Genomic DNA, 24,340 nt, shown 5'->3' on the forward strand with positions numbered 1-24,340 from the left:
GGGGGTGCATCGGCAGGACCGGTCAGTTCGCCACGGTGTAACACCGCGCACCTCCCGGTGATGCCGCGCGCCTTCTGGTGACGCCGCGCGGTGTGCACACCGCGCGGTGTGGCATGAGGGTGCGCGGTGTCAGGCTTCCGCCCCGTGAGCCGGGGGTTTCGGCACAGCGAGTCGGGTGCTTCGGCTGGACCGGTCAGTTCGCCACGTTCAGGGACACTCGTACGGCCGCCGGGTCGTGCAGGGCCGTGAGCATCGCCAGTGCCAGGTCCGCGCGGCTGATCGCCATACCGCCGCGCAGCGAGCTGTTCGTCGCTAGGCGGTACTCGCCGGTGCCCGGCTTGTCGGTCAGCTTCGGCGGACGGATGATCGTCCAGTCCACGTCGCTGGCGAACACCCGCTGCTCCATACGGGCCATGTCGTCGTAGCCACCGCCGAAGAACAGGTGCAGGACGCGGTCCAAGAGCTTCTCGCTCGGGCCGCGTTGCGAGCGCGGCGTCACCGGAACGGCGGTCAGCGCCACGAGCCGGCGCACACCGGCGGCGTGCATGACACCCAGGATGTTGTCGATACCGGCGGAGTACACGGTCGTCGGGCCGCGACCGGTACGACTGCCCAGCGCGGAGACGACCGCGTCCGCGCCGTCCATCGAGCCGTCCAGTGACGACGCGTCGAGCACATCGCCCCGCCGGATCGTGAGGCCGGACAGCTCGGTCAGCGCGGCGGGATCGCGGACGACGGCGGTGACCTCGTGCCCACCGGCCACGGAGAGTCGGACGAACTCACGGCCGGTCGGTCCGGTGCCGCCGAAGACGGTGAGTTTCATGGCGCCTCCTCCTAGGGTGAGTGAACACTTACCCAGTAGGGTAGTGAGTATTCACCCACCACGCCAGGAGGTCGTATGACACCCCCCGTCACCTCGACCAGGGACCGGATTCTCGACGGCGCCGCGGAGGTGATGCGGGCCAAGGGGCTCGCGCACACCACGACGAAGGAGATCGCCAGGGCGTCCGGCTATTCCGAGGCGACGCTGTACAAGCTGTTCACCGACAAGGTCGACCTGTTCCTGTGCGTCCTCATGGAACGACTACCCCAGATCGCGCTGGTGCGCGACGAGCTGTCGACCAGGGTCGGCCACGGCGAGGTCATCGACACGCTGCGCGAGGCCGCCGAGCAGATGCTGGACTTCTACACCGCGTCGTTCCCGATCAGCGCCTCGGTGTTCGCCGACGCCGACCTGCTGGTCCGCCACCGTGACGGTGTCCTGTCCCGGGGCGCGGGCCCGGTCAAGGTCAACCATGCGATCGCCGACTATCTGCGCGCGGAGCAGCACGCGGGCCGGGTCGCCGACGACGTGCGACCGGACGCGGTGGCGGCCGCACTGGCCGGCGCCTGTTTCCAGCGCGCCTTCCTCACGGCCTTCACCGGCGAGACCCCCACCCGGCAGGAACGGTCCCGCTGGCTCTCCGACCTGCTCGCCACAGTCCTCCGCCCCTGACCCCGAGCGGCACGAATGTGGCTTTAGGGACGTTCAACGTCCCTGAAGCCACATTCGTGTCATCGGGGCGGTGGGGGCGGGACGTGAGGTCAGCCGCCGGCGAAGGGCGGCAGGACGTCCAGGGTGGCGCCCGTCGCGGGGCGCAGGGAGTGGTCCCGGACCGCGACCTCGTCCAGCAGCAGGCTGGACGCGGACAGCACCCGGGTCAGGGGCGCGCCGTGGCGGGTGGACAGCGTGGCCAGTACGTCGGCCACCGTGCCGCCCTCGGCGAGCGCGATCTCCTCCGACGGCACACCCGCCGCCGCTCTGGCCCCCGCGAAATAGCGAATGGTGATGGTCACGCTGACTAGCCTCCGATTGCGCTCATCGGTCGGTCGGGCTGCAGGAAACCGGGGTCGTCGATGCCGTGCCCGGCCGCCTTCGCCCACATCGCGCCACGCCAGACGTCGGCGATCTCGGTGTCCGAGGCGCCGCCGCGAAGCAGGGCACGCAGGTCGGTCTCGGTACGGGCGAACAGGCAGGAGCGTAGCTGTCCGTCGCCGGTCAGCCTGGTCCGGTCGCACGCGGCGCAGAACGGCCTCGTCACCGACGCGATGACACCGACCGATCCGCGATGGCCACCGTGGCCGTCGGAGACCAGCCAGCGCTCGGCGGGGGCGCCGCCGCGCTCCTCGGTGTCGGGCACGAGGTCGAAGTCGGCGCGCAGCTGGGCGAGGATCTCACCGGCGGTCACCATCTCGGCCCGGTCCCAGCCGTGCTGGGCGTCCAGTGGCATCTGCTCGATGAACCGCAGCTGGTAGCCGGCGTCGAGGCAGAACCGCAGCAGCTCGGTGGCCTCGTCGTCGTTCACCCCGCGCAGCAGCACCGTGTTGACCTTGATCGGTCCGAGGCCGGCGCGCTGGGCCGCCGCCATGCCGTCCAGCACGTCGGTCAGCCGGTCGCGGCGGGTGATCGTGGCGAACCGCTCGGGACGCAGCGTGTCCAGCGAGACGTTCAGCCGGTCGACCCCGACCGAGGCCAGCGCCTCGGCACGGCGGGCCAGCCCGATGCCGTTCGTGGTCAGCGAGATCTCCGGGCGGGGGTCCAGCGCGGAGACCTGGGACAGGATCGAGTCGAGACCGCGACGCAGCAGCGGCTCGCCGCCGGTGAAGCGCACCTCCTCGATCCCGAGGCTGTGCACCGCGATGCCGACCAGCCGCACGATCTCGTCGTTCGACAGCAGCTGGTCGGTGGGCGTCCAGTCGAGCCCCTCGGCCGGCATGCAGTACGTGCACCGCAGGTTGCAGCGGTCGGTCAGGGAGACCCGTAGGTCGGTCGCGACCCTGCCGAACCGGTCGATCAGCCGAGGATCAGCCGGTCTCGTGGGGTCGGCTCCGGGTGCGCTACGCAGCCCGGGAAGCCCGAGTTCGGTGACAGACACACCACGAGAGTAGCCGTCCCCGGCCGTGGCTACACGTTGTCAATCATGCGTCTGACCTGCGCAGACGGTGACATTCCTCATCTGCTGGCGCAGCGTCTCCGCGCAGCCGCGGAATCGGATCTCCGTGGTCACCCCATCCGAATCGCGTCGGTGTGGGTCATAGCCGGTGACCAACAGCGGCGGAGGTGGCTCCAATGGATGCGATGCGAGTCGAGGACCCGACCCACGTGGGCCGGTACCAGCTGCTGGGGCGGCTCGGCACCGGCGGCATGGGTCAGGTGTGGCTGGGTCGCGGCCCGGACGGCGAGCTGGCCGCCGTCAAGGTGGCGCTCGAGCCCTATGCGAGCGATCCGCGCTTCCGTGCCCTGTTCGCGCGCGAGGTAACGACCGCGCGGCGCGTCCGTGCCCCCTGGTCCGCCGCCGTTCTCGCCGCCGACCCGGACGCGGACCGGCCGTGGCTGGCTACCGAGTACGTGGCCGGCCCGTCGCTGCGCGAGGCGGTCGCGGCGGGCGGCGGCCTTGCCGAGCCCGACCTGCTGACGCTCGCCGCGCGCCTGGCCGAGGCGCTGGCGCAACTGCACGCGATGGGCGTCGTGCACCGGGACCTGAAACCTGCCAACGTTCTGCTCGCCGCCGACGGACCCCGGCTGATCGACTTCGGTATCGCGCACGCGCTGGACGACACCCGCGCAGGCGCGGCCATGGGCACACCCGCGTTCATGTCTCCTGAACAGGTGAGCGACGACCGCGCGGGCTGTCCGTCGGATGTGTTCTCGCTGGCCTCGGTGCTGGCGTTCGCGGCATCCGGACAGGGGCCGTTCGGTACGACGGTGACACCGGTGGCCATGCTGTCCCGGATCGTGCACCAGCCACCGAACCTGACCGCCGTGCCGAGGCCGCTGCGCGACGAGCTCGAACGGTGCCTGGCCAAGGACCCGGCGCACAGGCCCACCGCGGCCGAGCTGGCCGTGAGGTTCGGCGCCCTCGCCTCCGGTGGCGGTCCATGGGTGACCCCGGCGGTGCGCAGGTTGGTCGACCGGGCGCACCGGACACCGCTGGGACCGTGCAGGCAGGCCTGGACGCCTGAACTGACCCCGAGGCGGGAGCGCATCCCGCTGCTGGCGGTCGGTCTCACCGTGCTGACGCTGCTGGGCGGGGTCGCGGTGGCGATGTCCTCTCCGGACGACCCGGCACCGCATCCCACACAGGTCCAGGAAGTCACACGCGATTCTCTCTGAATGTCTGAGCGGCCCACCCAGATGTTCTCCGCGCCGCACAGAGGCTGAGGCCAATCGGACCCGGGTTGGTCGGGCGGCGGTGGGAGCGTGCGGCCTGCGCTCGGAGGCTTCTCGCCCCGCCGGTCCCAGCAATCACATCAAGACCGTCTCGCAGAGCTTCGTGTCGTGTCGCAGGCACTGCAGCGTCTGCGACACGACACGACACGAAGGTGTGTGAAGCCGCCCCACAAGCCGTCGGGCTGAGACCTGGGTGCTGCGCGTGCTCGGTCTGTGCGAGCCTCGGCTGCACCGGCGGCGCATACTGATCACAACGCCGACCCACGGAGGCGACGCACACTGCTCACCGCGCCGACACCCTCGGACCCGCCCCGGCTGGGCCCGTTCCGCCTGCTGGGCAAGCTGGCCAGTGGGGCGACCGGCGACACCTACCTCGGGCAGAGCTCGGACGGCACCCTCGCCGCGGTCAAGCTCCTGCACGGGTGGCTCGCGAGCCACCCGGACTTCCGTACCGAGCTGGCGGAGGCGCTGCCCAAGGCGTTCGCGGTGCTGACCCTGACGGCCGCCGACCTCGGCGGTGAGCGGCCGTGGCTGGCCACCGAGTTCGTCCCAGGGGACACGCTGGCGGAACGCGTGCCCGCCACCGGGACCCTGGCCGAGGACTCGCTGCTCGCGCTGGCCGCCGGTCTCGCGTCGGCGCTGGCGCACCTGCACGGGAACGGCCTCGCGCACCGCAACCTCACTCCGTCCTCGGTCCTGCTCGCGATGGACGCGCCGAAGCTCGTCGGCGTGGACATCGTGGCGCCGCCGATGACCCGAGACACGGGTCCGGCCGCCGACCTCGCGGCACTGGCCTCGGTGCTGGTGTTCGCCGGAACCGGTCAGGGCGTCTCGGCGCTGCCCGCGATGCCGGACAGCCTGCGTACGGACCTGGCGCGCTGCCTGGCCGAGGATCCCGAGCAGCGGCCGCGAGCGGCCGAACTGGCCGAGTCCTTCGCGGGCCGGGGCAGCTGGCCGCCGAAGGACACGCATGCGGCGGTCGAGCGGACCCTGCAGCGTGTCGCGCTCCTGGCGGCGGCACCGCCCCCGGAGGTGCCTCAGGAGCTGCCGGTGCCGGTGGCCGTGCCGCCGTCGTCCCCGTGGAATCCGCACGCCGCCCCGGAGCCCGCACCGCAAGCCCCGCCCGCCGAGGACAAGACGAAGCTCTGGCCGACCGTCCTTGTGCTGGTCGTCGTGCTCGCCCTGCTGGCCGCGCTGGGGATCGTGCTGTCCGGCGCGACGCCGTGGTCGGGCGCGCCGAGCGTGGTCGCCGCCCCGAGCACGCCGCCCCCGGCGCCGAGCACGCCGACGCCTGCCCCGGACGCGCCGCCGCCGCCTCTCATCCCGGGCTGGCACACCGCGATCTCCACGAGCCGCAACGTCGCCTACGACGTCCCGCCCGCGTGGCAGCCCGCGCCGCCGGGCGGCCAGATGGTCTTCCGGGACTCGCAGGGCCAGCCGTCGCTGGTGATGAACGGAGTCGCGCTCTTCGGGTCGATCGTGTGCCCCGGCCAGGACCGTGCCGAGCCCACCGCGTGGGCCGGAGTGACCGGTGTGGCCGACCCGGACACCGATGCCGCCGCACTGTCCTCGGCCAGGCTGTGGAGCAGCGGCTTCGGGTCCGGCGGGCAGCGGCCGGACGTGCGGCTACGCGCTCCGGTGCCGATCCTCGTCGGTGGTCGGCAGGGCAGCCTGAGCACCGCGTACGTGACGAAGCCGGAGGGGACCTGCGGGGCTCGCCAGGTCCGAATCCAGGCCGTGGCGCTGCCGGGCAACCGAGGCGAGTCGGTCGTCTGGATGATGATCGGCCAGCAGGGTGACGTGACCGACGACGACCTGCTGCGCATCATCGGCACGATCCGCCCGGCCGGCATGCCCGACCGCTGCGCCCCGGTCGACCCGGCCCCCGGCAACTGGTGCTGACCAGGTACCCGTGAGTGTTTTGGGTTGCCAGGGCAACCCAAAACACTCACGGGGTCAGCCGTGGCGCTTGAGTTCTTCCCGGGCCACCGAGCGCAGGTGGACCTCGTCGGGGCCGTCGGCCATGCGCAGGGCCCTCGCCCAGGCGTAGAAGTAGGCGAGGGGGAAGTCGTCGCTCATGCCGCCCGCGCCGTGGATCTGGATGGCGCGGTCGATGATCGCGCAGGCGATCCTCGGCACGACCACCTTGATGGCCGCGATCTCCGTCCGGGCGCCCTTCGCGCCGTGCCGGTCGATCAGCCACGCGGTCTTGAGCACCAGCAGCCGGGCCTGCTCCAGCTCGATGCGGCTGTTCGCGATCTGCTCGCGCACCACACCCTGGTCGGACAGCGGCCTGCCGAACGCGACGCGCGAGGTGGCCCGCCGGACCATCAGCTCCATCGCCCGCTCGGCCATGCCGATCAGCCGCATGCAGTGATGGATGCGGCCGGGGCCGAGGCGGGCCTGGGCGATGGCGAAACCGCCGCCCTCCTCACCGAGCAGGTTCGACACCGGCACGCGCACGTCGGTGAAGGTGATCTCGGAGTGGCCGTGCTGGTCCTGGTAGCCGAACACCGGCAGGTTCCGGATGATCTCCAGGCCGGGGGTGTCCCTGGGCACCAGCACCATCGACTGCTGGCGGTGCGCCTGCGCCTCGGGGTCGGTCTTGCCCATCACGATGAAGATCGAGCAGCGCGGGTCGGCCGTGCCGGAGATCCACCACTTGCGGCCGTTGATGACGTACTCGTCGCCGTCGCGGGTGATCGAGGTCTGCACGTTCGTGGCGTCCGAGGACGCCACGTCGGGCTCGGTCATCGCGAACGCGGACCGGATCTCGCCCTCCAGTAGCGGGGTCAGCCACTGTTCCTTCTGCTCGGGCGTGCCGAACAGGTGCAGCGTCTCCATGTTGCCGGTGTCCGGTGCCTGGCAGTTGATCGCTTCCGGCGCGATGACCGGCGACCAGCCGGACACCTCGGCGACGTGGGCGTAGTCGAGGTTGGACAGTTTCGAGACGTCGGGCAGGAAGAGGTTCCACAGGCCGCGCGAGCGCGCCTCGGTCTTCAGCTCGTGCAGGACGGGCGGGGTGTCCCACTCGTTCGGCGTTCCCCGGCGCTCGGCGCGCCACGCGTCGTAGACGGATTCGGCGGGCAGCACCGCCTCGTCGAGGAACGCGCGCATGCGGTTGGTGTAGTCGACAGCGGTGTCGCTCGGCTGGAAGTCCACAGGCTGACCCTACGACGCCGCTGACAGCGGTGCGACATTCGTAGGGCGCCACCGCACCCTCGGATGTAGGGTCCTGTCCGTGCCGCAGTTCCGGATTGCCGAGGCAGCTCGCCTGCTCGGAGTCAGTGACGACACGGTGCGCCGGTGGACCGATGCGGGCATGCTCCCCGTCGAGGCCGACGCATCGAATCGCAAGGTCATCGACGGTGCTCGACTGGCCGAGTTCGCCCGTGCCCAGGCGCAGGCGGCGCCCGACCCGTCGACCGTGGGCCGCTCCGCGCGGAACCACCTGGTCGGTCTGGTCACCGAGATCATCTCCGATCGAGTGATGTCGCAGGTCGAGATGCAGTGCGGGCCGCACAGGGTCGTCTCGTTGATGAGCACCGAAGCGGTCAAGGAGCTGGGGCTCGAGCCGGGCTCGCTCGCGGTTGCCGTGATCAAGTCGACGCAGGTCGTGGTGGAGACACCGGGAGGAGCACGATGAGAAGGAACCTGGGGTTGACCGTCGGTGCGGTGGCGGCCGCGGCGCTGCTCGCCGGATGTGGCGGAGGCGGCGGTTCGCAGCCGGCTCCGTCGAGTGCCCCCTCCGGTGACCAGACGCTCACGGTGTCCGCCGCCGCGTCGCTGACCGACGTGTTCAACGGGCTGGAGAAGCAGTTCGAGCAGCAGAACCCGGGCGTCGACGTCCGGCTGAACTACGGCGGCTCGTCCGACCTCGCCCAGCAGATCGTGAACGGGGCGCCCGCCGACGTGTTCGCCGCCGCGAACACCTCGACGATGGACACCGTGTCCAAGGCAGGTCTCACCGCCGGAACGCCGAGCGTGTTCGTCACCAACACGCTGCAGATCGCCGTCGCGCCGGGCGACCCGAAGAACATTCACACCTTCGCCGACCTCACCAAACCCGACCTGAAGGTCGTGGTCTGCGCGGACACGGTGCCGTGCGGTAGCGCGACCAAGCAGGTGGAGAAGGCCACCGGGGTCACGTTGAAGCCGGTCAGCAAGGAGTCCGACGTGCGGGCGGCGCTCACCAAGGTCAGCACCGGCGACGCGGACGCCGCGATGGTCTACGTGACCGACGTGAAGTCCTCGAACGGCAAGGTCCAGGGCGTGGACTTCCCCGAGGCCTCGAAGGCGATCAACAAGTATCCGATCGCCACCCTGAAGAACGCTCCCCACCCGGACCTGGCCGCGAAGTGGGTAGCCCTGGTGGAGGGCCCGGACGGCAAGAAGGCCCTCTCCGAAGCAGGCTTTGGCACCCCCTCGTGAGTGGCGAGTGGTTCTACCCCGAAGGGGCGCCGAAGGCGTAGCAACCCTGAGCACTCACGACACGCTTTTCGTCGTGAGTGCTCAGGGTTGCTATAGGACCACTCGCCACTCACGGGCGACGGCGAAGCCGAGTTGCCTTGGAGGCGATCACGGCGTTCCCGGAGCCGTGGTCCCGACCGCCCGCACAGAGTGCGCGGCCTCAGGGTCCTCGTGAGTGCTGAGGCCGCCTCTAGCCTGCGGCGCCCCTTCGGGGTAGACGGCCTCGGCACTCACGAGGTGTGGGGTGGATAGGCATCGGGTCGGGGTCGGGCTGCCGGTGGCGCTGTGGGTCCCGGCGGTGTTGGCGTTCGCGTTGATCGCGTTGCCGGTCGTCGGGATGATCGTTCGCGCCGACCTCGCCGAGCTCCCGGCGCTGATCACCAGCGAGTCCGCGGTCGCGGCGCTGAAGCTGTCCCTGGAGACCGGCGCGCTCTCGACGCTGATCTGCCTCCTGCTGGGCGGCCCGCTGGCGGCGGTCCTGGCCCGGTCCCGTTCGGTGGTGGTGCGCTGGGCACGTCCGGTGGTCCTGTTGCCGTTGGTGCTGCCACCGGTGGTCGGCGGTCTCGCGTTGCTCTACACACTGGGCCGGACCGGCCCGGCCGGGAAGCTGCTGGACCTGTGGTTCGGCGTGACCGTTCCGTTCACCACCGCCGCGGTCGTGCTGGCCCAGACGTTCGTGTCGCTGCCCTTCCTCGTGGTCAGCCTGGAGGGCGCGCTGCGCACCGCGGGGGAGCGCTACGAGACGGTCGCGGCGACCCTCGGGGCTTCGCCGTTCACCGCGTTCCGCCGGGTGACCGTGCCGCTGGTGCTGCCCGGTCTCGGGTCGGGTCTGGTGCTGGCGTTCGCCAGGGCGCTGGGTGAGTTCGGCGCGACCGTGTCGTTCGCCGGCAGCCTGCAGGGCACCACACAGACGTTGCCGCTGCTCGTCTACCAGCAGCGGGAGGTCGACACCGACGGCGCGATCGCGCTGTCGCTCATGCTCGTGGTCGTCGCGGTGGTGGTGATCGCGGTGGCCCGCCCCCGCGCCGCCGAGGGGCTGAGATGACCTATCTCGAGCTGACGGCGACCGTCGCGCGCCGCGAGTTCACCCTCGACGTGTCGCTGTCGGTGGCGCGCGGCGAGATCGTCGCGATCCTCGGGCCGAACGGCGCGGGCAAGTCCACGCTGCTCGGGGTGCTGGCCGGACTGCTGCATCCGGACGTCGGCCGCGTCGAGCTGGACGGCAGGTTGCTCACCGACACGGCGACCGGTGTGCACATCCCGGCGCACCGGCGTGACGTCGGTTTGCTCGCCCAGCAGGCGCTGCTGTTCCCGCACCTGAGCGCCGCCGCGAACGTGGCGTTCGGACCGAGGTGCCACGGCCTCGGACGGCGCGAGGCCGCCCGTATGGCCGCGCACTGGCTCGCCGAGGTCGAGGCGAGTGCGCTCGCCGCCCGCAGGCCCGCGCAGCTGTCCGGCGGTCAGGCCCAGCGGGTCGCGCTGGCCAGGGCGTTGGCCGGTGAGCCGAAGCTGCTGTTGCTCGACGAACCGCTGGCCGCGCTCGACATCGACGCTGGCCCGACGATGAGGTCGCTGCTGCGCAGGGTGGTCCGTGCCGGTGCCGGGACGACCGCTCTGCTGGTCACCCACGACGTGCTCGATGCGCTGGTCCTGGCGGACCGGGTCATCGTGCTGACCGACGGAACCGTGGTCGAGCAGGGCCAGACCCGAGATGTGCTGACCCGGCCGCGCAGCCCGTTCGCCGCGCGGATCGCCGGGTTGAACCTGGTCTCCGGCGTCACCGCGCCCGGCGGCCTGCGTACGCCCGAGGGCACGCTGGTGTCCGGTGAGGTCTCCGGGACGGCGGCCGACGGAGCCCCCGCCGTCGCGGTGTTCCCCCCGTCGGCGGTGGCGGTCTTCCGGGAGCGTCCGGTCGGCAGCCCGCGCAACGTGCTGGCCGTCCGGTTGGCCGGACTGGAACCGCGCGGTGGGCTGGTCCGGCTACGGGCGGGTGCGATCGACGGCGGCCCGAGCTGGCTGATGGGGCTGGCCGCCGATGTGACACCGGCGGCGGTCGCCGATCTCGGGCCCGACGGTGGGGCACTGGCGCCGGGCGCGCAGCTGTGGTTCGCGGTCAAGGCCACCGAGGTGAAGGTGCACCCCGCGGCTCGTTGATCTCGAACGGGTGACTCTCCCGCGACGCGATTGCTTGCATCCCGGAACTTCCCTGAAGGATCACTAGAGTGAGTTTCGTGATCACTCTTAGCGACATAATCGCGTCCAATACACCACTAGTAGAACTTTAGTCACTTCGGTGTTCGCTTTTAACCTGAGGTCGGCTCAGTGAAGTCGCGCTCAGTGACCATTCCAAGGGCCGCCGTGACGCTGGCGGTCCTGCTCGGCGCGCTCGTCGGGTCGCCGGCCACGCCGGTCCTGGCCGTCGGTTCCAGCCCGTTGGAGACCCCGGAAGCCGATGCGGTCCAGCAGAACCCGGTCAACTGGGGACTCGACCGCATCGACCAGCGTGAACTCCCGCTGTCCGGCAGCTACACGGCAAGCGCGACCGGCGCTGGCGTCAACATCTACGTGCTGGACACCGGCATCGACGCGACGCATCCCGACTTCAGCGGCCGGGTCGAGTTCGATGCGAACTTCGCCGGCGGCCCCAGCGGCGACTGCGGCAAACACGGCACGGTCGTGGCCGGCATCGCCGCGTCGGACACCTACGGCGTGGCGAAACAGGCGCTCCTGCACGACGTCAAGGTCCTGGACTGCAAGGGCAACGGGAAGCTGCCGAACCTGATCAGAGGCGTGCGCTGGGTGACCGACCACGCCGAGCACCCCGCGGTGGCCGTGCTGTCCTGGCGCTACGACCAGGCCCCGTCGCAGGAACTGACCGACGCCGTCGACGACCTCGCCCGGTCCGGGGTGTTCGTCGCGGCCTCGGCGGGGAACACGGGGAAGAACTCGTGCAACGTCGCCCCCCGGGACGCCCCCGACGTCCTGGTCGTTGCCAACTCCACGAAGACCGACGGCCGCAGCCCGACCTCCAGCACCGGCGACTGCGTCTCGCTGTACGCGCCCGGCAGCGCGATCATCTCCACGGTGCCCGGTGGCGGCACGGCGTCCTACTCCGGAACGTCGATGTCGGCGCCGTTCGCGGCGGGTGTGGCGGCCCTGTACAAGCAGGTCTACGGCGACGCGTCCTCGGCGACGGTGAAGGCCTGGATGATCGAACAGGCAACCCCGGACGTGATCAAGGGCGGCTCAGTAGGAGGAACCCCGAACCTGTTGCTGTACACAGGAGGCCTCTAACCCCTCGTGAGTGATGAGGGCGTCTACCCCGCAGGGGCCGCGAAGCGGTAGCCGCTCTGGGCACTCACGACACGCTTTTCGTTGTGAGGGCCCAGGGCGGCTATAGGCGCCCTCATCACTCACGAGGGACCCCGGGGCAGCGCACTCTCGGCACGCGGTCGGGACCACGGCGCCCGTGCCCGGCTTAGCCCGTACCCGGCTTAGCCCGTGCCCGGCTTCAAGGCATCTCGGCTTCGCCGTCGACTCGTGAGTGGCAAGGGCGCCTATAGGCGCCCGGAGCACTCACGACGGAAAAGCTGTCGTGAGTGCTCCGAGCGCCTACGCCTTCGGCGCCGCTCCGCGGTAGACGCCCTTGCCACTCACGAAATGGGGGCACAATGCAGCGGTGACGGTCACTGATGCCCCTCAGCTGAGGCGGGTTGCGCTTGCGAGCGCCGTCGGCACCACCATCGAGTGGTACGACTACTTCATCTACAGCACGGCCGCGGCCCTGGTCTTCGGCTCGCAGTTCTTCTCAACGCTGTCCCCGGCGTCCGGGACGCTGGCCGCGTTCGCCACGCTCGGCGTCGGGTTCCTGGCCCGCCCGATCGGCGGCATCCTGTGGGGACATTTCGGTGACCGCCTGGGCCGCAAAGGCATGCTGGTCGCCTCGCTGCTGCTCATGGGCCTGGCGACGGTCGGCGTCGGCCTGCTACCGACGTACGCCCAGATCGGGGTCTGGGCGCCGATCCTGCTGCTGGTGCTGCGGCTACTGCAGGGATTGTCGGCCGGCGGTGAGTGGGGCGGCGCCGCGCTCATGGCGGTCGAACACGCGCCGACCGGCAGGCGCGGCTGGTTCGGGTCGTTCGCCCAGATCGGGGTCCCGGCCGGGCTGATCCTGGCCCAGCTGGTGTTCTTCGTGATGAGCAACCTGGTCGACAAAGAGCAGTTCGCGGCGTGGGGCTGGCGGGTGCCGTTCCTGCTGAGCATCCTGCTGGTCGGCGTCGGTCTGGTGATCCGGTTGCGGATCGAGGAGAGCCCGGTGTTCCGTGCGCTGCGCGAGGAAAGCGCACGCAGCCGGGTCCCGGTGGTCGAGGTGCTGCGGGAGCGGCCGAAGGAGCTGCTGCTGGCCTCGGTCAGCTTCATCGCGAACACCGCGATCGGTTACGTCTTCCTGGCCTACCTGCTGTCCTACGGCACGAAGATCCTCGGTCTGAGCAACAACCTGATGCTGGTCATCGTGATCATCGGCAGCGTGACCTGGCTGGCCGCCATCATGATCAGCGCGTCCTGGTCGGACCGGGTGGGGCGCAAACCGGTGTACCTGGTCGGTTCGGTGCTGCTCGCGGTGTGGGCGTTCCCGTTCTTCCTGCTGATCGACACGCGCAACGCGTTCTGGATGATCGTCGCGGTCGTGGTGCTGAACATCGGGCTCGGGGCCAGCTACGGCCCGCAGTCGGCGTTGTTCGCCGGCATGTTCGAGCCGCGCTACCGCTACAGCGGCGCGTCGATCAGCTACGCGGTCGGTGCGGTCCTCGGTGGTGGCTTCGCCCCGTTGATCGCCACCGCGCTGCAGGCCCGCACCGAGACGTCGATGTCGGTGTCCGGCTACATGCTCCTGGTCGCGGTGATCAGCCTCGCCGCGGTCCTGGCCATCCGGGAGCCCCGCAACACCCCGTGAGTGAGTTGGGCTGCCCCAGCAGCCCAACTCACTCACGGGGTCTGAGCCGCGAACTTGAGCAGGTCGGCGGTGAGCTGCCGCTGGTGCGTCACGTACAGGCCGTGCGGGCCGCCGGCGTAGATCTCGAGCCGGCTGTCCGGGATCAGCTCGGACGTGGGCTGCCCGGTGATCTCCAGCGGGGTGGACTCGTCCCGGTCGCCGTGGATCACCAGCACGGGCACGTCGACGCGGGACAGCTCCGCGGTGACGTCGGTACCGGTGCCTGCCCGCTGACACGCCATCAGCACCTCGAGCGGAGTGCGCAGCATGGTGGCCATCTGGTCGTCGGCGAGCGCGTCGGACACCCCGGAGTCCGGCATGGCGAAGTAGCCCTCGCGGCGCGTGCTGAACCACAGCGGCCGCTCCGCCGCGATCTCGGCAAGGAACGCCTCGTAGTTCTCCTCGCCGACGACCCCGCGCACGTACGGCGTGACCCCCGCCAGGTAGACGGCCCTGCTGACGCGTGCGCTGCCGTGCCTGCTCAGGTACCGGGTGATCTCCGCGCAGCCCATGCTGTGCGCGACCAGGGTGATCTCGCTCAGGTCGAGGTGCTCGACGAGCGCGGCGAGGTCGTCGGCGAGGGTGTCCAGGTCGTAGCCGGCGCCCGGCTCGTCGGAGCGGCCGTGGCCCCGGCGGTCCATCGCCACGACCCGGTGTCCGGCGGCGATGAGCGCCGGCACCTGGTACTCCCACATGCTGGAGTCGATGGCCCACGAGTGGACCAGCAGGATCGCGGGCCCCTCGCCGAGGTCCTTGTAGTAGAAGCGGATGCCCTGGCTGTTCTCGAAGTAGGTCATGGCAAGGACGGTAATCCGCGGACGTCATCGAATCGATTACCTCTCGGGTAAGTGATCCACTGAAGATTCCGGTTGTGAGACGAACCCTGGCGAACTGGGTGCTCCTGCAAGAGGATGTGGCTCGACTGTCCCTACCCCACACTGTTGTGAGGAGCTGACGTGGTGGTTCCCGTCCCCGCTGTGCCGTCGTACGCCTCGGGTATCTCCGATACCCCGCTGCTCGGAGACACCATCGGCGACAACCTCGACCGCACCGCCGCACGCTTCGGCGACCGCGACGCGCTCGTCGAGATGGCCAGCGGGCGGCGGTGGACCTACCGGGAGTTCGTCGCGGACGTCGACGCGCTCGCACTGGGCATGATCGACGCCGGGCTGGTCAAAGGTGACCGGGTGGGCATCTGGGCGCCCAACCAGGCCGAGTGGACGCTGACCCAGTACGCCACGGCGAAGCTCGGCATCATCCTGGTCAACATCAACCCGTCCTACCGCACTCACGAGCTGGAGTACGTGCTCAACCAGGCCGGCGTGCGCATGCTGGTCGCGGCGCCGAGCTTCAAGACCTCCGACTACGCGGCCATGGTCGAGGAGGTCAGGCCGCGCTGCGAGGCGCTGGAGCGCGTGGTGCTGCTCGGCTCACCGCAGTGGCGGGAGCTGGCGACCGGCTCGACGGGTGTCCGGCCGGAACGGCTGGCCGAGGTCGCGGAGACGCTGAGCGCGGACGACGCGATCAACATCCAGTACACCTCCGGCACCACCGGGTTCCCCAAGGGCGCCACGCTCAGCCACCACAACATCCTCAACAACGGCTACTTCGTCGGCGAGACCCTCGGCTACACCGAGGAGGACCGGATCTGCATCCCGGTGCCCTTCTACCACTGCTTCGGCATGGTCATGGGCAACCTGGCGGCCACCTCGCACGGCTCCGTGATGGTCATCCCGGCGGCCGGCTTCGACCCGGAGCTGACGTTGAAGGCCGTGGAGGCCGAACGCGCGACGTCGCTGTACGGCGTGCCGACCATGTTCATCGCCGAGCTCGGCCTCGCGGACTTCGAGTCCTACGACCTGTCCTCGCTGCGCACCGGTGTCATGGCCGGGTCGCCGTGTCCGGTCGAGGTGATGAAGCAGGTCATCTCGCGGATGGGCATGTCGGAGGTGCAGATCTGCTACGGCATGACCGAGACCTCGCCGGTGTCCACCCAGACCCGCGCGGACGACTCGCTGGAACGGCGGGTGTCCACCGTCGGCCGGGTGCTCCCGCACATCGAGAGCAAGATCATTGACCCGGCGACCGGTCTGACCGTGCCCCGGGGCACCGCCGGCGAGCTGTGCACCAGGGGCTACTCGGTGATGCTCGGCTACTGGGGCCAGCCGGACAAGACCGCCGAGGTCATCGACGCCGCCCGCTGGATGCACACCGGCGACCTCGGCGTGATGGACGAGGAGAGCTACGTCAACATCACCGGACGGATCAAGGACATGGTCATCCGGGGCGGCGAGAACATCTACCCGCGCGAGATCGAGGAGTTCCTCTACACCCACCCCGACGTACTGGACGCCCAGGTCGTGGGCGTTCCGGACGCCAAGTACGGCGAGGAGCTGTGCGCCTGGATCCGGATGCGCCCCGGTGCCGAGCCGCTCACGTCGGAGGCGGTGCGCGAGTTCGCCACCGGCAAGCTCGCGCACTACAAGATCCCCCGGTACGTGCAGATCGTCGAGGAGTTCCCGATGACCGTGACCGGCAAGGTCCGCAAGGTCGAGATGCGCGAACGGTCCGTCGAGCTGCTCGGTCTGGAACAGGTCGTGTCCTGACCGTCCGGGGTTGCGGGCAGTGAGCGCGACGAAGCCGCGCGGGTGAACCGCGGATAACTACGGCGCGTCGAGTGCCTCTGGGGCTACGCTAGGGGGGCGCGTCCCGACGTTGCTCGGGGCGCGTTCGTTGTGCGTACCGCGTGGGCACTTTCGCCCGCGTTAGACGGTATATGCAGCGCTGATATACCCAGCACAGGTGAGAACCAGGCACGTGTTAGACACAGCAAGGGACGGGTGAGCAGGGTGCCGACCGGCAGGGTCAAGTGGTACGACACTGAGAAGGGTTTCGGCTTCCTTTCCCAGGACGGCGGCGCGGACGTGTATGTCCGTAAGGCGGCGCTGCCGGCTGGGATCGAGGGCCTCAAGTCCGGCCAGCGGGTGGAGTTCGGCATGGCCGAAGGGCGGCGTGGCCCACAGGCGTTGTCGGTCCGGCTGGTGGACGCGCCGCCGTCGGTCGCCGAGACCCAGCGCCGTCCCGCCGAGGAGCTGCACGGCCTGATCGAAGACATGATCAAGCTGCTGGAGAACAAGGTTCAGCCGGACCTGCGCCGGGGTCGCTACCCGGACCGTCGCAGCTCGAAGCTCGCGGCGGAGGTCGTTCGCGCGGTGGCGCGTGACCTGGACGGCTGAGTAGCACGGTTCAGACTTGTCGATCGGCCGGCCGGTGACCCTGTCATCGCCGGCCGATCAGCTTTTGCGGTGAATCTCCTCGGCCCGCTCGGCGAGCGTGCGCGGGCCGCACGGCCACGGGGCGCCGATGCAGGTGATGCATCGTCCGTGCCGATCGGGCTGGTGGGCGAAGAGCATCGCGCGCCACAGGCGCGGTTTGTCGGCGATCGCGGCGGCGGCCGAGTCGTCGGCCTCGCGCTCGTCGATCTCTGCCGGGCGCACCTCGTCGGGGACCCGAGATGTCGCGTCCGAGTCGCTTGGATCACTGGATCCCGGAATGGGGTCCGCTCCTCTCGGCATTGTCAGATTTTGGCGCAAGTGCATATGCATGTGCATCAAGAGTGTCGACGATGATCCCACTGGACTCCACCCTGGCATCCCTCGGCCCGTGTGACCAAAGTGACTATCTGGACGATAGTTAGAAAAGAAGCTAATGATGTGCTGGCCGGAAGGTCGCGGATTATGCCGTCGGAAAGCCCAACATCGCACTAACGTGTTATCAAGGTTCTGATAATGATCCTTTCGGACCAGACGGGAGTGGCTGGTGTGACTCAGACGGCGACCTTCGGTGCAAGCCGTCCCGGGATGCGAGACAAGACCACCCTCTGGCTACCAGTGTTATAGCAATACAGGCTAAGATTCTTTACGTGCCGCACGTCTTGGTCATCGAGGAAGATTCCGCCACCCGTGGTGGGCTCGTCCGAGCCCTGTCCGCAGCCGATCACGCGACGAGCTCTGCCGCGACCGGGATGGCCGGATTACAAGCTGCCGTCGAAAACCGCCCTGACATCGTGTTGTTGGACCTGTCGCTCCCCGACCTGGACGGCATGCAATTGCTGACCATGCTCAGGGCAGCCGCATCCGACGTCCCGGTGATCGTGGTGACGAGCTACGACGACGAGGGGCGGATCATTGCCGCACTCGACGCGGGCGCCGACGACTATCTGGTCAAACCATTCGGATTCGGTTCACTCTTAGCGCGCGTGCGCGCTGTCCTGCGCCGCCACCACTCCGCGCCGGCTCGGCGACCGACGCTCGTGCTCGGCGGGCTGGCCATCGACCTGTCCGCGCGCACCGCCGAGCTGGACGGTCGAGCGCTGGCGCTGTCGCCCAAGGAGTTCGACCTGCTGTCCTACATGGCGCGCCGTGCCGGTCAGGTCGTCAGCAAGCAGGAGCTGCTCGCCGAGGTCTGGCGGATGCCGTACAGCCACGCCGACAAGACGGTGGACGTCCACGTCTCCTGGCTGCGCCGCAAGCTGCGCGAGAGCGGCAAGGAACCCCGCTACCTCCACACCATCAGAGGCGTAGGCCTACGCCTGGACATCCCCACGTGAGTGGCAAGTGGTTCTACCGCGAAGCGGCGCCGAAGGCGTGGCAACCCTGGGCACTCACGACTCGCTTTTCGTCGTGAGTGCCCAGGGTTGCCATAGGACCACTTGCCACTCACGAAAGCCGGGGAACAAGGGGATCAGCACGTCAGGGCTGCGCGCAGGGATGGGTGCACTGCCTCGGGGTCCCTCGTGAGTGCTGAGGCCGCCTATAGCCGGTCTAGGCACTCACGACGAAAAGCGTGTCGTGAGTGCCTAGACCGGCTACGCCTTCGGCGCCGCTTCGCGGTAGACGGCCTCATCACTCACGAGGGTTTCCAGGACTCCTTCGCCGTACTTCGCCAGTTTGTTCTCGCCTACTCCGCTGATCGTGCTCAGCTCGTCCAGGGAGCTGGGTAGGCGTGTGGCGACCTCGCGCAGCACCGCGTCGTGGAAGATCACGTAGGCGGGCACGCCCTGCTCCTTCGCCACTCCGGCCCGCCACGCGCGCAGTCGCTCGAAGATCGGTGTGGCCTCGGCGGACAGCTCGACCTGCGGCGCCTTCGAGGAGGTCTTCGCGGCACGGGCCTTCGGCTGTTTGACCGGGTCGCGCCGCATCATCACCTGGCGCTCGCCGCGCAGCACCTCGCGGCTCGACTCGGTGAGCACGAACGTCTGGTAGGTGCCCTCGACCGACAGCAGCCCCTGCGCCATGAGCTGCCGGATGACCCCGCGCCACTCGCCGTCGGCTAGGTCCTCGCCGACTCCGAAGACGGTGAGCGACTGGTGGTCGAACTGCTCGACCTTCGGGGTGAGCTTGCCGCGCAGGATGTCGATGATCTGCCCGGCGCCGAACTTCTGCCGGCGCTCCCGGTCCAGCCGGAACACCGTGGACAGCACCTTCTGCGCGGCGACGGTGCCGTCCCAGGACTCCGGCGGGGTCAGGCACGTGTCGCAGTTGCCGCACGGCTCACCGCGCTGACCGAAGTAGTTGAGCAGCTGGACGCGGCGGCACTCGACGGTCTCGCACAGTGCGAGCATCGCGTCGAGGTGCCTGTTCAGCTGCCTGCGGTGGGCGAGGTCGCCCTGCGACTCGTCGATCATCTTGCGCTGCTGCACGACGTCGGCGAGGCCGTAGGCGAGCCACGCGGTGGATGGCAGCCCGTCGCGGCCCGCCCTGCCGGTCTCCTGGTAGTAGCCCTCGACCGACTTCGGCAGGTCGAGGTGGGCGACGAACCGCACGTCCGGCTTGTCGATGCCCATGCCGAACGCGATGGTGGCGACCATGACCACGCCGTCCTCGCGCAGGAAGCGGGCCTGGTTCTTCGCGCGCGTCCGGGCGTCGAGGCCCGCGTGGTAGGGCAGCGCGGTGATGCGCTGCGCGCTCAGGAAGTCGGCGGTCTGCTCGACGGACTTGCGGGACAGGCAGTAGACGATGCCCGCGTCGCCGGGGTGCTCGGAGCGCAGCAGGTCCAGCAGCTGGCGGCGCGGCTCGTTCTTCGGCGCGATGCGGTACTGGATGTTCGGCCGGTCGAAGCTGGCGACGAAATGTCGGGCACCGCCGGACTCGGACAGGTTGAGCCGGGTGGCGATCTCGGCGTGCGTCGTCCGGGTCGCGGTGGCGGTCAGCGCGATGCGGGGCACGTCCGGCCAGCGTTCGTGCAGCTCGGACAGGCCGAGGTAGTCGGGCCGGAAGTCGTGGCCCCACTGTGCGACGCAGTGCGCCTCGTCGATCGCGAACAGGGCGACCTTGCCCTTGTCGAGCAGCCGCATCGTCGAGTCGACCCGCAGTCGCTCCGGCGCCAGGTAGAGCAGGTCCAGCTTGCCGGACAGGAAGGCGTTCTCGACCTCCCTGCGCTCGGTGACGTCCTGCGTGGAGTTGAGGAACCCGGCCCGGACGCCGAGCGCGCGCAGCGCGTCGACCTGGTCCTGCATGAGCGCGATCAGCGGTGACACCACGACACCGACGCCGTCACGCACCAGCGCCGGAATCTGGTAGCACAGCGACTTGCCACCACCGGTCGGCATGAGCACGAGTGCATCGCCGCCGCCGCACACGTGGCCGATGATCTCCGCCTGCTCGCCACGGAAGGCGTCGTAGCCGAAGACCCTCTTGAGCACGTCGAGCGGCGCGGGGGAGGTGTCGGCGAGAGTCACGCACCCGATCGTACGAGGGCCGTTCCGGCCGCCGCGGGCCTATCGCCCAACCCCTGTGCGATCGCGATCAGATCGACAACCTGTAGTTGACGAAATGCCTATCGTCAACCTAAGGTTGTCGTATGACGCAATCCGCTCCGGTGACCGCCAATGTCCGACTCGACGACCTCATCGACGCCATCAAGAAGGTCCACACCGACGCACTCGACCAGCTCTCCGACGCGGTGCTCGCCGCCGACCACCTCGGTGACGTGGCCGACCACCTCATCGGCCACTTCGTCGACCAGGCCCGCCGCTCCGGAGCGTCGTGGACCGACATCGGCCGCAGCATGGGTGTCAGCAAGCAGGCCGCCCAGAAGCGGTTCGTACCGAAGGACCCCGGCGAGATGTCCGACCTCGACCCGCAACAGGGCTTCAACCGGTTCACCCTGCGGGCCAGGAACGTGGTGATCGCCGCGCAGAACGAGGCCCGCGCGGCCAGCAACAACGCCATCCGCACCGAACACCTCGTGCTCGGCCTGCTGGTCGACCCCGAGGGCCTTGGCGCGAAGGTGATCGTCGAGCAGGGGGTCGCGCTGGAGACGGTCAAGCGGGTGGTCACGGCGGCGCTTCCGCCCCCGGTCGAGGACATGCCGGCACTCGTCCCGTTCGACGCGGGCGCGCGCAAGGCGCTGGAGCTCACCTACCGGCACGCGCTGCGGATGGGGCACAACTACATCGGCACCGAGCACATCCTGCTGGCGCTGTTGGAACAGGAGGACGGCAGCGGCGTGCTGACCGGCCTCGGCCTGGAGTTCATCTCGGTGTCCGACCGGGTGGCCGAGGTCCTCGCCGCGATCGCCAAGCGGGTCGCGGGCGCGGTCGACGAGAGCCTTGCCGACGGCTGAGCGGGCTACTTGGTGGTCAGGACCCAGCTGCCCCGGATCGGGAAGGCCGGCTCACCGTTCGCATCCACGGTGGGCTGGCCGCCGCCGTACTGCTGGACCTGCGCGGTGGCCAGCTGGTCGGCGGCCTCGGGCAGGCTCAGCGTGTAGGAGGTCTCCTTGTCCGGCGCGAACACCGGGCTGCGTCCGTCGACCCGGTTGCCGTTCGCCGCCAGGTAGGAGAAGACGACCTGCCACGGCGTCGAGGACACCGAGGACGGCACCGTCACCTGGAGCGGCTGCCCGGCCGGGACGGCCATCTTGACCACCGCGTCCGGACGGTTCTGACACTCGGTGACCTTGAGGTCGCAGTACTGGGCGGGCCCGGTGCTGACCTTCCCGGCGACCGAGGCGAACTCGACGTTCGGCGGGCCGCTCGAACTGACCAGCACCCACACCACGGCGGCGACCACGACCACCACGGCGGCCAGCACGCCGCCCACGACCAGCCGGGACCTACGAACCTTCACGACACCGTCCGAAAGGGGATCACCGGTTGCTCCCGGTGCCTGATCCAGGGCAGCAGTGACTGCCCACGTCCGATCATCATGGCCTGCGTGCCGCCGAGCGCGACGACCAGTGCCACCACGCCGAACCCGATCCAGTACACCGGCGGCAGCAGCACCCCGAGCGCGCCGCCGAACACCCAGGCCAGCTGCAGGACGGTCTCGGACCGGCCGAACGCCGAGGCCCGGGAGCGTTCCGGCAGGTCGCGCTGGATGACCGCGTCGAGACACACCTTCGCCAGCGCGCTCGCGGTGGCGGCGGCGAAGGCACAGATCGCGGCCGTGGTGACGCCGGGCAGGACCGCGACCAGCACGGTGCCGGCCACACTCACCCCGGTGCATCCGAGCACCACCGGGTCGGAGCGGTCGAACCGCTGCTTGGAGCCGATCCCGTTGCCGACGATGCCGCCCACGCCCGCCGCGACGCCGATGATCCCCAGCAGCATCATCTGCTTCGACGGGTTGTGCTCGGTCTGCGCCTTGATCACGAACGCCAGGAACAGCGTCAGGAAGCCGGTCGAGATCCGGACCGCGCCGTTCGCCCACAGGCACACCACGACGCGGCGGCCCATCGGCTGCCGTTTCGCGTTGCGTGGCCTGCCGCGCAGCGACGCCGGGACCTCACCGGCGGTGACCTCCACCCACGCCGGGATGCGCAGGCACAGCCACGCGCCGAGCCCGCACAGGACGGCGGTGAACACCAGCGCCCCCGGTGACCCGGTGAGCTTGGCGATCCCGGCCGCGATGCCGCCGAACACGCCCCCGGCGAGCAGCCCGAACACGGTCAGCCGGGAGTTCGTGGTGACCAGCGTGATCGCCTCGGGCAACACTCTGGGCGTGACGGCGGCGCGCAGCACGGTGAACGACTTCGACAGCACCAGCGCACCCAACGCCGCCGGGTACAGGCCCCAGTCGTTGAAGTGGAAGGCCATCACGATGGCGAGCGCGCCCCGTCCGACGAAGCTCGCGGCCAGCGCGACCCGCCTGCCGCGCTGCACCTTGTCCAGCAGCGGACCGATGACCGGGGCGACCAGCGCGAACGGTGCCACGGTGATCAGCAGGTAGAGCGCGACCTTGGTCTTGCTCTCGGCGGTCGCGGCGGAGAAGAACAGGGTGTTGGCCAGCGCGACGGCGACGGCGGCGTCGGTCGCGTAGTCCATCATGCTGGCGTAGGTCAGTGCGGTCAGCCCGGAGCGGTCCGCGCCGTCGGCGCCCGCGGCGCGTTGGAAGGCCCGGATTCCCTGCCCGGTCAGCTGGCGGCCGCGCCACGCCGCGACCCGGGTGACGGTCAGCTTGCGCGGTGGTGGCGGCTCACCGGCCCGCCGCTCGGCGACGGGTTCCTCGTGGTGGTCGGCGGCCTGGTCGTAGGGCTCGTCCCGCCACGGCTCGTACGCGCGTGGCTGGGGGTCGGGCCGGCGCAGCTCCGGCTCGGGCGCACCGCCCGCACGGACACCTTCACCGTTGACCCACATCCGCCGCCGCCGCGACCCCGACGACCAGCCGGCACGCGTCACCTTCGACGCCTGCTGCCCCGACCGGTCCCTACGCATGCCCCCCATTGTCCAGGATCCGGCGGATGTACCGGCGCACCTGGAACAGCAAAGTCGGGTGATCACAATTGACCCGTGAGTGTTGTGGGTTGCCCTGGCAACCCACAACACTCACGGGTCAGAAGCGGACTTTGTACATGGTGGGCCAGAACTTGCCGGTGAGCAGGTACTCGTCGGTGCCGGGGACGGCCGCGATGCCGTTCAGGACGTCGGTTCCGGCCTGCAGGTCGGGCGGGAGCAGGCGGCTCGCGTCGACCACGGCGGTGACCACGCCGTCCGACAGCCGGATCCGGGCCAGCCAGGTGCTCGGGTAGATGTTCGCCAGGACAGTGCCGTCGGCGCCGCAGTCCAGTTCGTTCATGCCGGACAGCGGACGACCGCCGACGGTGACCGCGACGCTGCCCACCTCGGCCAGATCGCGCGGCGACAGCAGCCGCAGCCGGTCCGTCCCGTCGCTGGCGACCAGCCGCCCGTCGCCGGTGTGGCACAGCCCCCAGCCCTCGTTGCGGTACGACACCCGAGAGACCACAGCACCGCCGGACCAGCCGAGCGCCACCCCGTCCCGGTAGGTGAGCTGCCAGATGCGGTCGCCGAGCACGGTGATGCCCTCGCCGTACAGACCGTCGGGCAGCGGGGTGCTCCGCAGCAGCCTGCCGGTCTCCGGGTTCAGCGTCCGCAGCTCGGACCGGCCGGCGAGCCCGGTGCCCTCGTACAGGACGCCGTCGGCGATCTCCAGCCCCTCGGTCCAGGCGCTGGTGTCGTGCTCCAGCGTGGCGATCACCGTGGGGCGCAGCACCGGCAGCCCGGCCGCCACCGCGTCGGTGATCGCGTCCCCCGGTCGGGGCGTACAACCGGCGCTCGCCACACCGAGGGCGATCAGGAGCGCCGCGAACAGGGCGCGAGCATGGGTCACCGACGGGGGCACGGCGTGCAGAGTGGCACAATCGGG

At 70.0% G+C, this 24,340-nt stretch carries 23 protein-coding genes; 13 read left to right on the forward strand and 10 right to left on the reverse strand.

Going from position 1 to position 24,340, the window contains the following annotated elements; genetic code table 11:
• Positions 1–193 precede the first annotated feature (193 nt).
• Entirely contained in the window at positions 194–823 is a 630-nt protein-coding gene (locus G406_RS0138950; protein ID WP_028938054.1) for an NAD(P)-dependent oxidoreductase, read from the reverse strand.
• Between the two features lie 75 nt (positions 824–898).
• Between G406_RS0138950 and G406_RS0138955 the strand changes: the two genes are divergently transcribed.
• Positions 899–1,495: a TetR/AcrR family transcriptional regulator gene (locus G406_RS0138955; RefSeq protein WP_028938055.1), complete on the forward strand. Its 597-nt coding sequence runs from the start codon at positions 899–901 to the stop codon at positions 1,493–1,495.
• 89 nt (positions 1,496–1,584) lie between these two features.
• On the opposite strand, the gene G406_RS0138960 is transcribed toward G406_RS0138955, so the two are convergent.
• Positions 1,585–1,836 carry a MoaD/ThiS family protein gene (locus G406_RS0138960; protein WP_028938056.1) on the reverse strand — a complete coding sequence of 84 codons (252 nt, stop codon included), beginning with the start codon at positions 1,834–1,836 and terminating at the stop codon, positions 1,585–1,587.
• A 5-nt stretch (positions 1,837–1,841) separates the two neighbouring features.
• Positions 1,842–2,915 carry a GTP 3',8-cyclase MoaA gene (moaA, locus tag G406_RS0138965; protein ID WP_084216730.1) on the reverse strand — a complete coding sequence of 358 codons (1,074 nt, stop codon included), beginning with the start codon at positions 2,913–2,915 and terminating at the stop codon, positions 1,842–1,844.
• Positions 2,916–3,109: 194 nt separating this feature from the next.
• Between moaA and G406_RS52575 the strand changes: the two genes are divergently transcribed.
• Positions 3,110–4,153, forward strand: a complete 1,044-nt coding sequence (locus tag G406_RS52575) for a serine/threonine-protein kinase (protein ID WP_051343281.1) — start codon at positions 3,110–3,112, stop codon at positions 4,151–4,153.
• A gap of 270 nt (positions 4,154–4,423) precedes the next feature.
• Positions 4,424–6,112 (forward strand): DUF8017 domain-containing protein, encoded by a 1,689-nt coding sequence (locus G406_RS0138975; protein ID WP_028938058.1) that lies wholly within the window; start codon positions 4,424–4,426, stop codon positions 6,110–6,112.
• A 54-nt stretch (positions 6,113–6,166) separates the two neighbouring features.
• On the opposite strand, the gene G406_RS0138980 is transcribed toward G406_RS0138975, so the two are convergent.
• Entirely contained in the window at positions 6,167–7,372 is a 1,206-nt protein-coding gene (locus G406_RS0138980) for an acyl-CoA dehydrogenase family protein (protein WP_028938059.1), read from the reverse strand.
• A gap of 79 nt (positions 7,373–7,451) precedes the next feature.
• Here G406_RS0138980 and G406_RS0138985 point away from each other — a divergent pair, with 79 nt between their 5' ends.
• The 6 genes from G406_RS0138985 (at position 7,452) to G406_RS0139010 (ending at position 13,634) form a co-directional block, all read left to right on the forward strand.
• Entirely contained in the window at positions 7,452–7,856 is a 405-nt protein-coding gene (locus G406_RS0138985) for a TOBE domain-containing protein (RefSeq protein ID WP_028938060.1), read from the forward strand.
• The gene (modA, locus tag G406_RS0138990) at positions 7,853–8,641 is read left to right on the forward strand and encodes a molybdate ABC transporter substrate-binding protein (RefSeq protein ID WP_037080939.1); all 789 of its coding nucleotides are present in this window, start codon (positions 7,853–7,855) and stop codon (positions 8,639–8,641) included. Before G406_RS0138985 ends, modA begins: the two co-directional genes overlap by 4 nt.
• A 310-nt stretch (positions 8,642–8,951) precedes the next feature.
• Positions 8,952–9,725: an ABC transporter permease gene (locus G406_RS0138995; RefSeq protein WP_028938062.1), complete on the forward strand. Its 774-nt coding sequence runs from the start codon at positions 8,952–8,954 to the stop codon at positions 9,723–9,725.
• Positions 9,722–10,834 carry a sulfate/molybdate ABC transporter ATP-binding protein gene (locus G406_RS0139000; RefSeq protein WP_028938063.1) on the forward strand — a complete coding sequence of 371 codons (1,113 nt, stop codon included), beginning with the start codon at positions 9,722–9,724 and terminating at the stop codon, positions 10,832–10,834. The genes G406_RS0138995 and G406_RS0139000 overlap by 4 nt, the downstream gene beginning before the upstream one ends.
• Before the next feature lie 183 nt (positions 10,835–11,017).
• Positions 11,018–11,974, forward strand: coding sequence for a S8 family peptidase (locus tag G406_RS52580; protein WP_245607379.1), 957 nt, complete (start codon positions 11,018–11,020; stop codon positions 11,972–11,974).
• A gap of 385 nt (positions 11,975–12,359) precedes the next feature.
• Positions 12,360–13,634, forward strand: coding sequence for an MFS transporter (locus G406_RS0139010; RefSeq protein ID WP_028938064.1), 1,275 nt, complete (start codon positions 12,360–12,362; stop codon positions 13,632–13,634).
• 32 nt (positions 13,635–13,666) lie between these two features.
• Here G406_RS0139010 and G406_RS0139015 read toward each other — a convergent pair whose 3' ends face one another.
• On the reverse strand, positions 13,667–14,470 hold the full coding sequence (locus G406_RS0139015; RefSeq protein WP_028938065.1) for an alpha/beta fold hydrolase: 804 nt from the start codon (positions 14,468–14,470) through the stop codon (positions 13,667–13,669).
• A 162-nt stretch (positions 14,471–14,632) separates the two neighbouring features.
• Between G406_RS0139015 and G406_RS0139020 the strand changes: the two genes are divergently transcribed.
• Both G406_RS0139020 and G406_RS0139025 read left to right on the forward strand, forming a co-directional pair.
• Positions 14,633–16,279: an AMP-binding protein gene (locus G406_RS0139020; RefSeq protein ID WP_037081061.1), complete on the forward strand. Its 1,647-nt coding sequence runs from the start codon at positions 14,633–14,635 to the stop codon at positions 16,277–16,279.
• 243 nt (positions 16,280–16,522) lie between these two features.
• Positions 16,523–16,909, forward strand: a complete 387-nt coding sequence (locus G406_RS0139025) for a cold-shock protein (RefSeq protein ID WP_028938067.1) — start codon at positions 16,523–16,525, stop codon at positions 16,907–16,909.
• 57 nt (positions 16,910–16,966) lie between these two features.
• On the opposite strand, the gene G406_RS52585 is transcribed toward G406_RS0139025, so the two are convergent.
• Positions 16,967–17,170, reverse strand: coding sequence for a hypothetical protein (locus G406_RS52585; protein WP_037080943.1), 204 nt, complete (start codon positions 17,168–17,170; stop codon positions 16,967–16,969).
• Between the two features lie 425 nt (positions 17,171–17,595).
• On the opposite strand from G406_RS52585, the gene G406_RS0139035 reads away from it, so the two are divergent.
• Positions 17,596–18,282: a response regulator transcription factor gene (locus tag G406_RS0139035; RefSeq protein WP_028938068.1), complete on the forward strand. Its 687-nt coding sequence runs from the start codon at positions 17,596–17,598 to the stop codon at positions 18,280–18,282.
• 258 nt (positions 18,283–18,540) lie between these two features.
• Here G406_RS0139035 and recQ read toward each other — a convergent pair whose 3' ends face one another.
• Positions 18,541–20,412: a DNA helicase RecQ gene (recQ, locus tag G406_RS52590; protein WP_051343284.1), complete on the reverse strand. Its 1,872-nt coding sequence runs from the start codon at positions 20,410–20,412 to the stop codon at positions 18,541–18,543.
• A 122-nt stretch (positions 20,413–20,534) separates the two neighbouring features.
• On the opposite strand from recQ, the gene G406_RS0139045 reads away from it, so the two are divergent.
• Positions 20,535–21,299: a Clp protease N-terminal domain-containing protein gene (locus tag G406_RS0139045; protein ID WP_028938069.1), complete on the forward strand. Its 765-nt coding sequence runs from the start codon at positions 20,535–20,537 to the stop codon at positions 21,297–21,299.
• Between the two features lie 5 nt (positions 21,300–21,304).
• On the opposite strand, the gene G406_RS52595 is transcribed toward G406_RS0139045, so the two are convergent.
• The 3 genes from G406_RS52595 to G406_RS0139060 form a co-directional block, all read right to left on the reverse strand.
• Complete coding sequence (locus G406_RS52595) at positions 21,305–21,805, reverse strand: DUF2771 family protein (protein WP_051343285.1); 501 nt, start codon at positions 21,803–21,805, stop codon at positions 21,305–21,307.
• The gene (locus G406_RS52600) at positions 21,802–23,391 is read right to left on the reverse strand and encodes an MFS transporter (protein WP_245607380.1); all 1,590 of its coding nucleotides are present in this window, start codon (positions 23,389–23,391) and stop codon (positions 21,802–21,804) included. Before G406_RS52600 ends, G406_RS52595 begins: the two co-directional genes overlap by 4 nt.
• A 118-nt stretch (positions 23,392–23,509) precedes the next feature.
• A complete protein-coding gene (locus G406_RS0139060; RefSeq protein ID WP_028938070.1) occupies positions 23,510–24,316 on the reverse strand; it encodes a glutaminyl-peptide cyclotransferase in 807 nt (268 codons plus the stop codon).
• Positions 24,317–24,340: the final 24 nt, after the last annotated feature.

It is taken from the genome of Actinospineispora spinosispora DSM 44797 (genome assembly GCF_000429025.1).
Classification (GTDB): Bacteria; Actinomycetota; Actinomycetes; order Mycobacteriales; family Pseudonocardiaceae; genus Pseudonocardia; species Pseudonocardia spinosispora.